17 protein-coding genes are annotated in these 14,400 nt (G+C 42.9%); 1 reads left to right on the top strand and 16 read right to left on the bottom strand.

The genetic code is table 11. The annotated features are described in order from the left end of the window. Window positions 1-6: 6 nt before the first annotated feature. From EDD57_RS11490 to EDD57_RS11445, 10 genes are all read right to left on the bottom strand, one after another. A complete protein-coding gene (locus EDD57_RS11490) occupies window positions 7-426 on the bottom strand; it encodes a hypothetical protein (RefSeq protein ID WP_131849587.1) in 420 nt (139 codons plus the stop codon). Between the two features lie 190 nt (window positions 427-616). After that, entirely contained in the window at window positions 617-997 is a 381-nt protein-coding gene (gcvH, locus tag EDD57_RS11485; protein WP_131849586.1) for a glycine cleavage system protein GcvH, read from the bottom strand. Window positions 998-1,016: 19 nt separating this feature from the next. Then, on the bottom strand, window positions 1,017-1,469 hold the full coding sequence (locus tag EDD57_RS11480; RefSeq protein WP_131849600.1) for a TlpA family protein disulfide reductase: 453 nt from the start codon (window positions 1,467-1,469) through the stop codon (window positions 1,017-1,019). A gap of 122 nt (window positions 1,470-1,591) precedes the next feature. Next, window positions 1,592-2,131 carry a peroxiredoxin gene (locus tag EDD57_RS11475; protein ID WP_131849585.1) on the bottom strand — a complete coding sequence of 180 codons (540 nt, stop codon included), beginning with the start codon at window positions 2,129-2,131 and terminating at the stop codon, window positions 1,592-1,594. Window positions 2,132-2,339: 208 nt separating this feature from the next. Continuing rightward, window positions 2,340-2,705, bottom strand: a complete 366-nt coding sequence (locus EDD57_RS11470; protein WP_131849584.1) for an arsenate reductase family protein — start codon at window positions 2,703-2,705, stop codon at window positions 2,340-2,342. A 62-nt stretch (window positions 2,706-2,767) separates the two neighbouring features. After that, complete coding sequence (locus tag EDD57_RS11465; protein ID WP_131849583.1) at window positions 2,768-3,325, bottom strand: cob(I)yrinic acid a,c-diamide adenosyltransferase; 558 nt, start codon at window positions 3,323-3,325, stop codon at window positions 2,768-2,770. Continuing rightward, window positions 3,322-4,125 carry an ABC transporter ATP-binding protein gene (locus EDD57_RS11460; protein ID WP_165873788.1) on the bottom strand — a complete coding sequence of 268 codons (804 nt, stop codon included), beginning with the start codon at window positions 4,123-4,125 and terminating at the stop codon, window positions 3,322-3,324. The genes EDD57_RS11465 and EDD57_RS11460 overlap by 4 nt, the downstream gene beginning before the upstream one ends. Before the next feature lie 24 nt (window positions 4,126-4,149). Beyond that, a complete protein-coding gene (locus EDD57_RS11455) occupies window positions 4,150-5,175 on the bottom strand; it encodes a FecCD family ABC transporter permease (protein WP_131849581.1) in 1,026 nt (341 codons plus the stop codon). 354 nt (window positions 5,176-5,529) lie between these two features. Further along, window positions 5,530-6,462 (bottom strand): ABC transporter substrate-binding protein, encoded by a 933-nt coding sequence (locus EDD57_RS11450; protein WP_131849580.1) that lies wholly within the window; start codon window positions 6,460-6,462, stop codon window positions 5,530-5,532. A gap of 138 nt (window positions 6,463-6,600) precedes the next feature. Then, window positions 6,601-7,731, bottom strand: coding sequence for an oxalate decarboxylase family bicupin (locus tag EDD57_RS11445; protein ID WP_243649528.1), 1,131 nt, complete (start codon window positions 7,729-7,731; stop codon window positions 6,601-6,603). A gap of 190 nt (window positions 7,732-7,921) precedes the next feature. Between EDD57_RS11445 and EDD57_RS11440 the strand changes: the two genes are divergently transcribed. After that, on the top strand, window positions 7,922-9,175 hold the full coding sequence (locus tag EDD57_RS11440) for an endonuclease/exonuclease/phosphatase family protein (protein WP_165873787.1): 1,254 nt from the start codon (window positions 7,922-7,924) through the stop codon (window positions 9,173-9,175). Window positions 9,176-9,272: 97 nt separating this feature from the next. On the opposite strand, the gene EDD57_RS14645 is transcribed toward EDD57_RS11440, so the two are convergent. The 6 genes from EDD57_RS14645 to EDD57_RS11410 all read right to left on the bottom strand — a co-directional run bounded on the left by EDD57_RS14645 (window position 9,273) and on the right by EDD57_RS11410 (window position 14,381). Continuing rightward, on the bottom strand, window positions 9,273-10,016 hold the full coding sequence (locus EDD57_RS14645) for a hypothetical protein (protein ID WP_207896829.1): 744 nt from the start codon (window positions 10,014-10,016) through the stop codon (window positions 9,273-9,275). Window positions 10,017-10,119: 103 nt separating this feature from the next. Beyond that, entirely contained in the window at window positions 10,120-10,470 is a 351-nt protein-coding gene (locus EDD57_RS11430; protein ID WP_207896828.1) for a hypothetical protein, read from the bottom strand. Window positions 10,471-10,541: 71 nt separating this feature from the next. Then, entirely contained in the window at window positions 10,542-10,721 is a 180-nt protein-coding gene (locus tag EDD57_RS11425) for a hypothetical protein (protein WP_131849576.1), read from the bottom strand. Window positions 10,722-10,986: 265 nt separating this feature from the next. Beyond that, on the bottom strand, window positions 10,987-11,250 hold the full coding sequence (locus EDD57_RS11420) for a contact-dependent growth inhibition system immunity protein (protein WP_131849575.1): 264 nt from the start codon (window positions 11,248-11,250) through the stop codon (window positions 10,987-10,989). A 242-nt stretch (window positions 11,251-11,492) separates the two neighbouring features. Beyond that, window positions 11,493-11,924 (bottom strand): hypothetical protein, encoded by a 432-nt coding sequence (locus EDD57_RS11415; RefSeq protein ID WP_131849574.1) that lies wholly within the window; start codon window positions 11,922-11,924, stop codon window positions 11,493-11,495. 12 nt (window positions 11,925-11,936) lie between these two features. Then, window positions 11,937-14,381 carry an RHS repeat domain-containing protein gene (locus tag EDD57_RS11410; RefSeq protein WP_165873786.1) on the bottom strand — a complete coding sequence of 815 codons (2,445 nt, stop codon included), beginning with the start codon at window positions 14,379-14,381 and terminating at the stop codon, window positions 11,937-11,939. Between the last annotated feature and the right edge of the window lie 19 nt (window positions 14,382-14,400).

Raw genomic sequence — 14,400 nt, 5'->3', positions numbered from 1 at the left:
CCCCCATTAGCAACTATTCTCTTTTGATATTTCCAAGTTTCGTAGTTTTTCGCTTAGCACTTTGAGGCGGATTTTTAGGAGGTCAGCCCAATCGTAATCTGGTTTACAGATACGTAGCAGATCCAAAGCAAGGTCGATTTGTTCTCGTAAGATCGATTCTTGGTTATCCTCTTCCTCAAAGCTAAAGCTAGATTCTTTCCACTTCTTTAACATTTTGGGATCAAGACGATCGTAGAGGGTGGTTTCTTTTACGCGATCTTCAATAGCATACTCTACTACCAACTCAAATTGTTCTTTCACAGCAGGATGAACGTGTCTCTTCTGGCAGACAGGACAATAGAGAACCGGTACTTGATGAACCGAAACCTGTTTTCGCACAATCGTTCCGATTTTGCCAATCATACTTGCACCGCAGCAGTAGATCATGCAATTCCCTCCTCTACCCCTCTATTGATAGATTAATCAAAACATTGTAAATAAGAGAGTAATGTATATATTTCCACAACACAGAAACTTTAAACCTATTTTTTTAACTTTTTTTCGTATATTTATGCAAGAGAGGAGATGAAAATAACCCCAGTAAAAATGGCTGGGGTCTATCATCTATCATCGTCCATTATTGAATGGATTGTTTGTACTGCTCGTCTGAAAGAAGTTCACTTAATTGAGCTGCGTCATCAAGCTCTACTACAATCATCCAGCCATCTCCATAGGAATCATCGTTTACGTTTTCTGGAGATTCTTCAAGAGAGCCATTTACCTCCACGATGGTTCCATTTACAGGTGCATAAAGTTCCGAAACAGTCTTCACAGACTCTACGCTACCAAATGGTTGACCTGCTTCGATTTTGTCGCCCACTTCTGGGAGTTCAACAAATACGATATCTCCCAATTCAGACTGAGCAAAATCGGTAATACCTACGCGTACTTTGTTATCGGATTCGGTTTTTACCCATTCATGTTCTTCTGTATAGCGCAATTCTTTTGGTAAATTCATGCAGGAACCCTCCCGAGGATTAAGATTGTTTTTCTTTCTCTTCATTCAAGACTCGTTCCAGTGGTTTTTTGAGCAAGGAGAGAGCTTTTTCACCAGCAGAGCGATGACGTAACACCCCTGTAGAATCAAATAAGTAGAATGCAGGTACAAACTCATTTTCAAACGCATCTACTACCTTGTGTTCATTATCAATCGCTTGTGGATGTTGCAAACCATATTGCTCAATGGTTGCTTTTACCTCATTGATGTTGGTATCTTTTTCAGAGCGAGGCATGTGAATCCCTACGAATTCAAGCTCTGGGGTCTCTTCCCGCATTTTCTTCAATTCTGGGAAGCTCTCCTTACATAAGTAACAACTAATGGACCAGAAATGAACCAGAACTGGCTTACCATTTAATGCCTCTTTGCCAGTTTCACTGTTCACCCACTCTGTTACTCCTGCTAACTCCGGCATTTCGGTACGTAGACGCATAGCCATGAGGAAACCCTCCTTCATAATATCGTAATTCCTGTTAACTGAATAGATGAATCTATTGTAAGAAAGGACCTAACAGATGTTTGTTAGGCCCTTTTAATGGATGTGATGGATCGTGATTACAGTGTTTTTTGACCTGGTTTCCAGTTAGCTGGGCAGAGTCCGCCTGTTTGAAGGGCATCGAGTACACGAAGCGTTTCGTCTACACTACGACCTACATTGTCATCCGTTACAACTTGGTAACGAACAACACCTTCTGGATCGATGATGAAGAGACCACGTAATGCGATTCCTTCGTCTTCTTTTAACACACCGTATGCACGGCTTACTTTATGATTGGTATCAGCAGCGAGCGGGTATTGAATGTCGCCTAGTCCATTATCTTCACGTGAAGTATGGATCCATGCACGGTGGGAATACACGCTGTCTGTGCTTACACCCAAGATTTCGCAATCGCGATCGGTAAATTCATCTGCACGATCGGAAAGTGCTGTGATTTCAGTTGGGCATACAAAGGTGAAATCAAGTGGGTAAAAGAACATTACGAGCCATTTGCCTTCATAGTCAACTAGCTTTGCTTGCTCTTTCAATGTTTCTAGGTTTTTTGTGCTCTCCATTACGAAATCTGGAGCTGGAAGTCCTACAAGACGTGCTGTCATGAGTATTTCCTCCTCTATCGGTGAGTATATTTTCTAATCATGCCATTTGTTAATCTATCCAATAGATGGATCAGATAAACACAGTAGCATGATCCTGAACAAATTTAGGATAACATGACCATTATTTATAGTCAATATCAATTTGTATTAAGTATAATGTAAAAATAATTATTACAATTAGACAACTCACTCCGAGCCACTAAAGCTACTATTTTTGTGCAACCCAATTGGTTTCAAATTCGCTCTCTTTAAAGCCAATTGTAACCTTTTTTCCGTCTGTTACCAAAGGGCGTTTAATCAACATCCCATCAGAAGCTAATAGGGCTAACTTCTCATCATCCGTCATCTCTTTTAACTTCTGTGATAAGCCTAATTCTCGGTATTTCTTTCCAGATGTGTTAAAGAACTTTTGGATTGGAAGTCCACTTACATCCACCATGTTACGTAACTGTTCCACAGAAGGAGGGGCTTCAACAATATGATGATCTTCAAAAGAAACATTATGTTGCTGAAGATATTTCACTGCGTTTCGGCAGGTTCCACACTTTGGGTATTCATACATGATAATGGACATCTGATCACACTCTTTCCACAAAGAATCGTTATGTAGACTAGATTTCACTAGAATCTGGAGGTTTATGAAAAAGCTTGTCCGCCTCGTATATATTCTACATCACTTACACCCGATCGGGTATTCGCCACACGTGCCACGGTAAAAAAATAATCGGATAAACGATTCAGGTAACGACGAACTTCTTCATTGGTTTCTTCTGACTTACAGAGACTAACTACACAACGTTCTGCACGGCGGGAAACGGTTCGACAGATATGGATACTAGAAGACAATGAAGTTCCTCCAGGTAAGATGAAACGGCGCAACGGGGCTAATTCCGATTCATATTGATCAATCCATTCCTCTAGTCGTGTTACCATGTCGCCTGTCACTTTGTATTGTCTTTCTTTTCCTACTTGAGCTAGGTCTCCGCCTGCGTCAAATAGCTCATGCTGGATCTCGGTGAAGTGACTGATTAGGTCAGCATGCTTTTCGGGAGACATGCGGGTGATGGATTCACCTACAAATGAATTTAATTCATCAATGGTTCCGTAAGCTTCAACACGGATATCGTCTTTGTCAACGCGTCCACCGACAACAGCTGTCTTGCCGGCATCTCCTGTACGGGTGTAGATTTTCATGAGTCATGCTCCTTTCGAGGATTATTCATAAACGGTTGATGTAAAATTTGGGGGGATCCTGTCTCCGGATGAGGAATCACCACAGTAGAGACTCCATATACTTCTTCGATTAAAGAGGCGGAAATTACTTCTTTTGGGGTGCCTTCTGCGATACATTTTCCATTTTGTAAGAAGAGAACACGATCGCAAAAGAGGCTGGCCACATTGAGATCGTGAATGACCATAACGAGTGTTAAGCCTTTTTCCTTTTGCCAATGCTTGCATATATCCAGTAGCGACCATTGTGCCTCTAGATCTAGATAGGTAGTCGGCTCATCCAGTAGGAGAATTTCAGGCTCCTGTACCAAAGCACGGGCAATCGCTACTCGCTGGCGTTCTCCCCCGCTTAACTCTGTAATCCGAGTATGCCCACGATCTGATAGGTTGGTTTGTTGTAAAATTTGGTCCACCACATCAATATCTCGATCTGATAACGTCTCAAAACGCGACAAATACGGATAGCGTCCCATTTCAATCATCTCTCGTACGGTAAAAGGAGCATCTCCGAGCAATTCTTGAGCGAGGACAGCAATCTTTCTCGCTCTCGCTTTCGGCTTTAGTTTCGATAGATTCTGCTCTTCTAGCCAAATCTCTCCCTGGTCTGGCGTCAACTCTCCTGATATCATTCGCAAGAGAGTTGTCTTGCCGCTCCCGTTTGGGCCGAGTATACCAATGGATTCTCCACGTTTTAGTTGCAGGGAGATTCCATCTACCACACAGCGTGTATCATAGTGTTTGGAAACAGATTGTATGGTTAGCACGATGATAGCTCCTTCTCTTGCAACTTATAAATTGCGTCGCCATTTGTAAAGAAAATAAGAGAAAATAGGGGCTCCTAGAAAGGCAGTAATGACGCCTACAGGTAGTTCCCTAGGCTCTAAGAGAGTTCTGGCTAATAAATCACTTAACATCATAAAAGTAGCGCCTGCTAGAATGGAATACGGGATCAAAAAGCGATGATTAGCACCGATTATCATACGGATCAGATGCGGAATGACAATCCCTACAAAGCCGATCATCCCTGATATGGAAACGACTATTGCGGTTAAAAAGGATGCTAGGATTAGTAATAGAAATCTCGTTTTCTTCACCGATACTCCGACATGTGCGGCGGTACGGGCATTTACAGCGAATAGATTTAATTCCCGTTGGGTAAACCATGCCACTGCCATCACAACTACTATAACCGGGATGAGAACCCAAATATGGGCCCACTCTCTTAACGAAAAGCTTCCCATCAGCCAGTATTGAATTCGAGACATTTGCTCGACAGACATAGAGAGTAGAAAGGTAATAATCGCTCCGAACAAGGCATGGATGACAACACCCGCTAGGATTAACGTATTGGTTCTTAATTCTCTCCCGGCTAGTATGAATACACTTACTGTAGCGATAAAAGCTCCTATGAAGGCGGATAGGGAAATGAACCACATTCCCCAGATGCCTGCTCCAATCCCTGATAGGATCGCGATAATCGCACCTGTAGCTGATCCTGAGGAGACTCCGAGTATATAAGGATCGGCTAACGGATTGCGTAGCACGCCTTGGTATAACACCCCCCCAAGTGCTAGACTAGCCCCCACTACCATCGCTAACAAAACGCGTGGGAAGCGGAGAGACCAGAGAACTGCATCTGACATCGGGTCTACTTGATTGGGGAATCCGATGGTATGATGCCCGATCACTCTCCAAATCTCTGGTATCGGGATTTTAAGACTGCCTACGGTTACAGCAAGAATAAAGGTAAAAAGAAAGCAGAGGAACATTCCTCCGCCGATATATAGGTGTTTCTTGTTATATTGTCGTCTCATGATAAGCCTCGATATCGTGTAACTTTATGGTTGTAGTGCTTCTGTTGATTAGCCCATTATAGGAGGCTGTCCCGCGGCATGTATCTGACCACAGCTCAAATAGTGAGCCGCGAGGATGTGGAAAAGCAAGTCCGCTCCCTCCTTCTCCACTTCGGGCAAGTGGCAAAACTCGCAAAGAACGCTCAAACATTGCCACAAAACGCCCTTGCTTCGAAGGACTACGCTAAGTAGGCTCACAAACATCGCAGTGGCCAGATACATTGCCCCTATTCCATTCATCCTACATTTAGGTTAAAACAGGCTTGGTTGTGAAGGGCTTTGTAATCAGCTAATTCTTATATGCTGATGTATTTATTACTTCATCGCCTCTGGATACAACTTGGTTGCCATCTCTTTGATGCCCTCTATAATTCGTGGGCCTGGACGGTTGGTTGTGTTTGGGTCGAGGGTGAAGACTTGTTTTTGTTTGACTGCTCCAACGCTTGCCCATGCAGGACGAGCCTCAATCTGGCTTGTACTTCCGTAAGTTGAGAATATCACATCAGGGTTCCATGCTGCTACTTTCTCTGCACCTACTTGTGGCCATCCCTTTAACTCTTTTGCTACGTTTATACCGCCCGCAACTTCGAGCATCTCATTTAAGATCGTATCGCCACCCGCTGTCATAGGAGTCGGATCAATCTCAAACCATACTTTTTTCGGATTCTTTTTGGCAACCGGAGTCACTTTTTGATAGATTGCTAGTTTTTCCTTAGTCATCGTTCCTACTAAGTTATCCGCTTCGTGCGCTTTATTGGTCGCCATACCCACGATTGTAATCGATTCAAATACTTCTTTGATCGATTTGCCGTCCAGTACAAGGGTAGGAATACCTAGAGATTTAAGCTTCTCGACCTCTTTATTCATCGTAGATGCAAGTACCAAGTCTGGTTTTAGCGCGACTACTTTTTCAACGTTGATGGTGAAGTCGCCTACTTTCTCAAGCTTCTTCGCTTCTGCTGGGAAGTCATCGTTGGTAGTACCTCCCACCATCTTATCTCCTAAACCGATCGCATAGGCAATCTCTGTGTTACTTGGGATAAGAGAGACGATTCTCTCGGCTGGCTTCTTGAATTCCACCGTATTTCCAGCCAAATCTTTAACGGTAATCGGGTACTTCACTTTACTCGGTGTAACCGGTGTCGAAACAGGTGGCTTGTCCCCTGGTTGACACCCTACTACTACACTAAAAACAAGAAAAAGAGACAAGCAGACTAGCATCCATTTACGAACTGAAAACCCTTTCATATGTACCCCCTAATATAGATCATTATCTACTACTTCAAGCGGTTGATAGACTACTAGCTCCACCAACAACCGACAAACATTCCTACTATTCGCTAGGTTCGGATTCATTATATAGCAAATAGCTTGCTGAGTGAATCCCTAATAAAACCCTGGATATTTGACTACTGGCCACTTTTTCTTCCGTAATGAATGCATGAATGTAGGGCCTACATGTAGATTCTCTTCTACTAGTTGACGAGGGGTGAGCGCCATCCATTGATTTAGAGAAACATCTTCAAAACGACTACTCTTAAATATTTCTAGGAACCATAAGCTTTGATCACCTGTGTTTTGGACATAGTGGCCGAAAGCGCGGGGAACATACCCTACGTCACCGGCACTGTAATCAAACGTACGCGCTGTCCCTTCACCGGCAAAAACAGTCATTCGACCCTTTCCCGAGATATAATACTGCCACTCGTCTGCATTTGGATGCCAGTGCATCTCCCTCATACCACCCGGTTTCACTTCTACCAACGCCGCCGCAACCTTTTCCGCAATAGGAAAGTTGGTAGTGTCCGCTATACGTACTTGCCCGCCAGGAGTTGTAATCGGTTCTTGGGCTAGCAAACGATGAGTGAAGCTTTCTGATACGGTTCCATATGGAGAGATTACCCTTTGACTATCTAAAGGCCCTGGCACTTCTGCTTGGAAAATGTATCTCTGATGATTGGGAATGTCGTTAAAGTTTTCCGGTTGCACACCAAAGTTAGCCGACAACACGTCCTTCGGCGTATGTGCGAACCAATCCGAAATGGATAACGTATTTAGATCGGAAAAGGTTCCATCATCGAAGACAAGAAGAAACTCACATCCCTCTTCCAATCCTTGAATCGAATGCGGAATCCCCGGCGGAAAATACCACAGATCCCCCACACCCACATCGGCTATAAAATTTCGCCCATTCTGATTCACCGCCGTAATGCGTGCACGACCTACCAACATAATCGCCCACTCAGCCTGCTCATGCCAATGTAACTCACGCACCCCTCCCGGCGTTAGAGCCATATTGACTCCAGCAAGTGTGGTTGCGATCGGGAGCTGTCTAACCGTCACCTCTCGTGACCAACCGCCATGATTTAATTGCATGTACGTATCTGAAAAAGAAAACTTTAAGTTAGGAAGCGTGCCAGCATCCGTCACGGGTGGAACGAGCAGATCCGGGTTTTGTCGATCACGCATCACATTCCGTGGGCCAAAATCCCACCATCCACTTCCATCCGCCCTCATCGGCTGTGGAATACGACGATCCTCATCCAATGTCATCACCTCTGTTAACTGTATGCAACAAGGATTTTGGACATCACTAACTTATTTCAAACAATTAACATAATTACATATTCCATTTATAATCCATTAAACATCACAAGTTATAATTTGGAAGAATCAGGTCAAAATGAAAGGGAAAGGGTGTTTCTTTATGTCGATAAGAAAGAGAATCTTAATCCCTGTATTATTGTTATGTCTCTGTTTCATGTCATTCTCTATGGTGGGTAATAGTTTTGCTACAAGTCCGTACCTCTCCACTAAAAAACAAGCATATAGTACGGGCGAAGCCATTCAAATCAACTTTAATCAAGGTCCCGGAAATGCAAAAGACTGGATTGGCATTTATCGTAAGGGATCCGCAAACAGCCCCTCCTTGGACTGGGTGTATGTCAACGGATCGAAGACAGCTAGTTCAGGAGTCACCCAAGGATTGGTGACTCTAAATGGAGTCCTAGAAGCTGGAGCCTACGAAATCCGTTTCTTTGCTAATGATGGATATACCAAGATCAGCCCTGACATCTCCATCAACGTCACCAATCAGAAATCTCCATCACAAGCTTCTGAAACCGTAAAAATCATGTCCATGAATACGTGGCAGGGTGGGGCCAATGTTGCCAATGGATTCGAAAAGATCGTCAATGCCGTACGACTATCAGGTGCTGACATCGTCGGATTCCAAGAGAAAGCAGAGCCTGTTACCGCTATAGCCAAACGCTTGGGCTGGTACTACTATCAAGCATCCCACGATGGCGGTGTGATCAGCAAGTATCCCATCGTTGAAACATTTGAATTCGAAGGTGTCGGTGCGTCAGCCGCTCGTGTTCGCTTACCGAGTGGACAAGAAGTAATGGTTGCGTCCGCACACCTAGACTATAGAGTATATAGCCCCTATTTAGCCCATTTTGACAAGAAAGCACCGAAGGATATCATCGCAAACGAAGAACGAAGCCGCGGCGTTCAGACCACCAACATCTTAAACAGATTAAACCCATATCTCTCTGCTAATATACCTGTCTTCTTACTCGGCGACTTTAACGCTCCATCACATTTAGACTGGGTCGAATCAACCAAGAACACCCATCAAGGTTACGTGTTAGATTGGCCCGTTTCCAAGAAAATCGAACAGGCTGGCATGATTGACTCCTATCGTGCTATTCATCCAGATCCAGCCGCAGATCCAGGGAATACATGGTCTCCCGTTTACACATACGATCATCCTTGGGATACAAGCTATCCAAAAGAGCCTCAAGATCGGATTGACTTTATCTACTCAAAAGGAAGAGCGAAAGCAATCAATTCGAAAGTGTTTATGATGGGTAGTCCGAAACCCTACGGCCAGCATCAAAACAATGAATGGCCGACAGATCATGCCGCTGTCGTGTCGAGTTATACGATTAACCCGTAGTTTGTAAGGGATTGGCATATTGAAGAGGAGTTCGCCTATTGCAGGTGAGCTCCTCTTCATGTGTAAACAGATACTTCATAAATTGTCCTCACATAAATTAACGAAATTCAGCTATAACCTCAATAACACCTTCGATATGTTGATTAAACTCTTCAAGGTCTTCTGCAGGAATCCAATATTCCTGATGCCCTATTCCAACAACCGTTTGAACGGTATAGCGATTGATAAACTCTTTACGAACTTGAAAACGGGTCACATACCCTACATAATCGCATTCCTCCTCTATCGCATTCCAGTCGCGAGCAATTTGAATGGCATACTCTTCATTTAAAATGGGGTAAAACATAGGTTGAAAGGAAAGGCGTGGAGGGAAAGCACAATAGTGGCTAGCTCGAATCAAATCTAGTTCTTTTTGTCCTACAGAACTGTATAGAGTAATCGTTTCCATTACAGGCTTCATGAAAGCAATATCTATTCTGTCGACCATAACATCCACATACTTATCCTCTAGATACCATATATCGTAAAGTTCTCCTTTCCCTAAATAGAATGCTAAACTTGATTCCAATTGACCATTTTCGAAATCCAGCCAACCTGTCAAAATGTGCTTATACTTCCCAGCAATATTGAACATCTCTTTTTTTTGAGAGCTACTTTCTTTAATCGGATCGTCCCCCTCCACCCATAGGTCCAATTCAACCAAGTATTTTTTGCCTACTTCAAGATCAATCGGAGGCCCCAATGCCGAGATCATTCCTACAAGACGAAATCCACTGATACTTACAATAACTTCTTCCTCTATCATCTCACTAAAGCCGATAATTTCAGCCACGTAATTCATGATTTATCCACCTCTATAACTTCGAAAACATGAAGAGGAGTCCACCTAATATGAACTCCTCTTCATGTTGTAAGCAACGGTTTTATACATTACCGCAAATAAATTAGCGAAATTCAGCTATAACTTCAATCCTACCCTCGATATGTTGGTTAAACTCTTCAAGATCTTCGGCAGGTATCCAATATTCCTGATGCTCAGTCCCTCCAACTGTTTCAACGGTATAACGATTGATAAAGTCCTTACGAACCTGAAAACGAGTCACATATCCTACATAACCGGATGCCTCATCTTTTGTATTCCAATCACGAGCGATTTGAATCGCATACTCTTCATTTAAAACGGGATAGAAAATAGGTTGAAAGGAAAGGCGTGGAGGGAAGGCACGATAGTGGCTAGCTCGAATTAAATCTAGTTCTTTTTGTCCTACAGGACGATACAGAGTAATTGTTTCCAACATGTAAAAGCTCCTTCTCATGGAGATGATTTAATTAGTAAACACATTGTTATTATGGAGGAATAAGCCAACTATGTCTCCGATAGCGGTTTATATGTATCTAGTAGCGACTGCAGTCCTTCAAAAGTTTGCTTAACTTCTAACACAATTGAGTCTACTTCAAAGTGGAGATCTGGGTATTCATTCCAAAACCTAGAATCGATTTTTAAGACCTTCTGTAAGAGGTCTCCACGATAAAAATCTGCGCTCAAGAATGGATCTCTATGAGACGATCACGAGCATCATACTCATTCCGTGCTCGTTATAGGTCCAAGTAGTAACAGCCCTGTCGATCAGACAGAAAAAACACCTCAACTGTTGGGGTATAATTCAAGTCAATCAGTTCCACTAGGTCTCTAATGGATATGTCTCGAGTAATTCCCTTAGCTCTTCAAAAGTTTGCGTAACTTCTAACACTATCGAAGCTACTTCAAAATGGAGATCTGGGTACTCGTTCCAAAATCTAGAATCGATTTTTTATACTTTCTGTAGGAGGTCTCCATGATAAAAATTTGCTCTCAAGAGCGGATCTTTATAAAGACGCTCGATCGCAATAGGGACTACATATTCTAAACTCACTTCCTGTCCAATCAATATCCGAATTTCTTCATCAGTCACATCTTGAAGCGGTTTTAAACGTGCATTGTGGACAGTAGTTACAACATAGGACGGAAAACTATTATCATCCCAAATTTGTCCATCTAACTCTTGCAATGTTTTAGTTAAATCGAAATTGATCATGTTAAGCTCACCTCATTTATAAGTACTGCGAATCCTATCTATCGCTAATGCAATCCATCCAGACTGCCAAACCTGTAGTAGACTTTTACTACCAAGTTATCACCATACCGGGCTCACTATTGAAGAAGAGTTCACTTGATGTTCACCTGATGTGAACTCCTCTTCTGGCTGATCTAGTATATTATTTCAAGATTTCAAAGGGATTCACCCTAATTAAAAAGGCTTATTAGGTTTAAGTAGTACTACATATCACTCGCTGTACATCCAATCATCCGGATATCACGTGAGTCGACAGCTGGAATTAGCTTTGCTAGATACCAACTGAAGTCTGTGACTCTACCAATTAGTATTTTTCGGTTCTTGTTGACCATGAAAGAACAATTTCCATCCGGCCAAATCAAGAAATCTCCTCCAACATCTGTGTCTCCCCATGTTATGGAAATACCAATTACCTCGTTCTGATCCATCTTTCTTTGAACCAACTCTTGTAACTGGTCAAGACTCATCTTTTCGTACTGCCAATCGTAATCATCAATATCTCCAACTGGTAAATAAAAGACTTTACCGCATTCATCATGGTATTTCCAACCATTTGACATTAGACTTTGAAATAATGCCATCTTAGTACTGTCTCTATACACCAGTTCAAAATCTATAGACGACTGTACTGACATAACTCTTCCCCCCTAATCAAGCCATTCATGGTATGGAATGCCCTTTTTGTTCATGTAATCTTTAAATACTTGAGGAATAGGTACATTTGAATACAGTTCATACGTTGCACCATTTTCCTGTGCAATCTTTAATCTCGAACCCATATCAGACTGGAATTTTACAAATATCCTGCGGTGTTTAAGTGCGTTCATCCAATAAGTACCTGACTTAGCTTCCCACCATTTATTTCCTACTCCACCATCAAATTCTCTTCCTCCCTTCATAAAGCTCCCCTTCCCACCTAAATGATCAGTGAGAAAGTCTTCGAAGTCCTTATCATAGAGACCTTTAGCACTAGGTCGATCATCATCCTCAGTAGCAAGGGCTACTGCGATCAATACTTCTACTGCTTCTTCAACAACTTCCTCAACCTTTTTCTTTGGCTTATTGCTAGTTGGCCTGTTGTTGCTTGGCTTCTTGCCAGGTTTCTTACCTGGCTTCTTACCTGGCTTTCTCCCGGGCTTCTTGCCTGGCTTCTTACCGGGCTTACAGTTCCTCTTGCAACCACCACTCGGCTTATCTGGTTTCGAATCATCTCGAGTTCGACTAAAAAGAGAGCCAAGGCCTGTACCTATTCCTGAACCTGTATATCCAACTGCATAAACGCCACTGAACGAACTCGCACTTGACGTAGCCTTAGACGCACTATAGGCACCATAAGCAGCTCTACCAGCCCTATAACCAGCTTGTGCACCCCTAGCTATTGCAGGAGCAGCCCTAACAAGAAGAGCACCTGCAATATAAACGGCCGGAGCAATATGCCCATCCAGATCATTATAACTCACTGGATTCCCAGCACCGAATCCATACAAGTTCGCATTCCCTGGATCCATAACAAGGCTTTGGAAGCTCCCAGCACCATTATATGAATCCTGGGTGAGGAATCTACCTTGTCCGGGGAAGTAGTTCCGGAAACCGAGATCATACGACTTAGTATTTGGATCCCAACGCTTGCCACTATAGCGGAACGAGTTATAGACCTCTTTGTTCGGGTTGGCTGGATCGGGCTTGTCTACGCCTGTAAAGAGAGATTCATCGTCTTCTCCATATGGCGTATATCCATACGTCGCGCGAACATTTCCTTTCTCATCCGTGAGGAGCTCTACATCAACATCAGTATTATAACCATAATACGATGTTTCTGGCTTTTCCCCTGCTTTGATCATCGCCATACGCTCGCCCCATGCGGAGTAGACGTAGGACTTGGTGATCTGACCCGATACCTCTTCCGAGAGGACTTGTTCCGTTGTACCTAGATAATTGAAATTCGTCTTTTTCGCTTTATCTGTTCCGACTTGTTCAACTTTGGAGGTAGTTCGATCTAAGGAATCATAGGTAAACTGTGTTTTAATTTGCTTCTTCTGATCTTTATCTAGCTTGGTATGCTCTAGAACGTTGTCAAAAGGATCATAGGTATATTGCTCTTGAACCTGTTCTCCTTCCTTCACCTTATCTAGACGTCCCATTGGATCATATTGATACTGGGATGAAACACCGTCTTTATCCTGTGAAGTGAGACGGTTACGATCATAATGAAAACGTGTTACTTTATCGTCTTGCTTCTTTTGAACGATATTGCTGTTCGAATCGAGGATATAGGATTCAGTAGATTTCTTCTTTCCTTCCTTGGTCGCCTTAATGAGACGATCACGAGCATCGTACTCATACTGATAAGTGTTATTCATCACTTGGTTATCTGCGCCGAGAAGGGTTGCTATATCTTTCGTACGATGTCCATTTTCGTTGTACTCTAAGAAATGCCTTTGAAGTAGCGTTCCATCTTTCTTCTTCGTTTGCATTTCCTTCAACTGTTGGTTTTCGTAATAGTTATAGGTCGTTTGGTTACCGTTAGGTAGAGTAACTTGTTTAACTGCCCCTCCAGGAGTATGTTGATACTCAGTCCACTCAGATTCGTTTTCTCCTGTCTTGCTCATCATCGAAGTAACTTGATTGAGTGTGTCGTAATAGTAGTAAGAAGTCTGTCCAGGATAAGTGAGATTAAATAGGTTTCCGTTTCGGTCATAAGTATACTGATACTTCTTGCTCAGTTTATCCTTTTGCCACTCCTCAACGGAGGTAACTTGGTTCACATGGTCGTAGTTCATCCGATATTTTTGTATCTGAGCGTTTGTACTCTTATCTCGTGTTTCCACTAGATTTCCATTTACATCGTAGGTGTACTGGAGCATCTTACTAACCAAGTTTCCAGCCATACTACTGCTTTTCAAACCGCTGTCAAAGAGTTGTTTCGGCTTTCCATCTGGATGGTAATCCCATTTCATTTCACGCTTCATCTTACCGTCAGCGCTCTTCGTAACTCGGCTGGTCTGTGCACCTAGATATAGTGATAGGTAAGCTTTTGAGGTCATCTCCAGCTTTTCCCCCACTCCACACCGTACGTGACGGTTTCCCGTCATACGGCGTTCCATCTAGTAT

It is taken from the genome of Baia soyae (genome assembly GCF_004341445.1).
Taxonomy (GTDB): Bacteria; Bacillota; Bacilli; order Thermoactinomycetales; family Thermoactinomycetaceae; genus Baia; species Baia soyae.
Note: the sequence above shows the minus strand (reverse complement) of the source record. Positions and strands in the feature narration are given on the sequence as shown.

What these genes read in the sequence shown, in the direction of transcription:
- EDD57_RS11420 (WP_131849575.1), bottom strand. Translation starts at nt 11,250, where the DNA reads ATGATCAATTTCGATTTAACTAAAACATTGCAAGAGTTAGATGGACAA.
- EDD57_RS11455 (WP_131849581.1), bottom strand. Translation starts at nt 5,175, where the DNA reads ATGAGACGACAATATAACAAGAAACACCTATATATCGGCGGAGGAATG.
- EDD57_RS14645 (WP_207896829.1), bottom strand. Translation starts at nt 10,016, where the DNA reads ATGAATTACGTGGCTGAAATTATCGGCTTTAGTGAGATGATAGAGGAA.
- EDD57_RS11450 (WP_131849580.1), bottom strand. Translation starts at nt 6,462, where the DNA reads ATGAAAGGGTTTTCAGTTCGTAAATGGATGCTAGTCTGCTTGTCTCTT.
- EDD57_RS11470 (WP_131849584.1), bottom strand. Translation starts at nt 2,705, where the DNA reads ATGTCCATTATCATGTATGAATACCCAAAGTGTGGAACCTGCCGAAAC.
- EDD57_RS11445 (WP_243649528.1), bottom strand. Translation starts at nt 7,731, where the DNA reads ATGAGGGCGGATGGAAGTGGATGGTGGGATTTTGGCCCACGGAATGTG.
- EDD57_RS11475 (WP_131849585.1), bottom strand. Translation starts at nt 2,131, where the DNA reads ATGACAGCACGTCTTGTAGGACTTCCAGCTCCAGATTTCGTAATGGAG.
- EDD57_RS11440 (WP_165873787.1), top strand. Translation starts at nt 7,922, where the DNA reads ATGTCGATAAGAAAGAGAATCTTAATCCCTGTATTATTGTTATGTCTC.
- EDD57_RS11480 (WP_131849600.1), bottom strand. Translation starts at nt 1,469, where the DNA reads ATGCGTCTACGTACCGAAATGCCGGAGTTAGCAGGAGTAACAGAGTGG.
- EDD57_RS11410 (WP_165873786.1), bottom strand. Translation starts at nt 14,381, where the DNA reads ATGACGGGAAACCGTCACGTACGGTGTGGAGTGGGGGAAAAGCTGGAG.
- gcvH (WP_131849586.1), bottom strand. Translation starts at nt 997, where the DNA reads ATGAATTTACCAAAAGAATTGCGCTATACAGAAGAACATGAATGGGTA.
- EDD57_RS11465 (WP_131849583.1), bottom strand. Translation starts at nt 3,325, where the DNA reads ATGAAAATCTACACCCGTACAGGAGATGCCGGCAAGACAGCTGTTGTC.
- EDD57_RS11415 (WP_131849574.1), bottom strand. Translation starts at nt 11,924, where the DNA reads ATGTCAGTACAGTCGTCTATAGATTTTGAACTGGTGTATAGAGACAGT.
- EDD57_RS11490 (WP_131849587.1), bottom strand. Translation starts at nt 426, where the DNA reads ATGATCTACTGCTGCGGTGCAAGTATGATTGGCAAAATCGGAACGATT.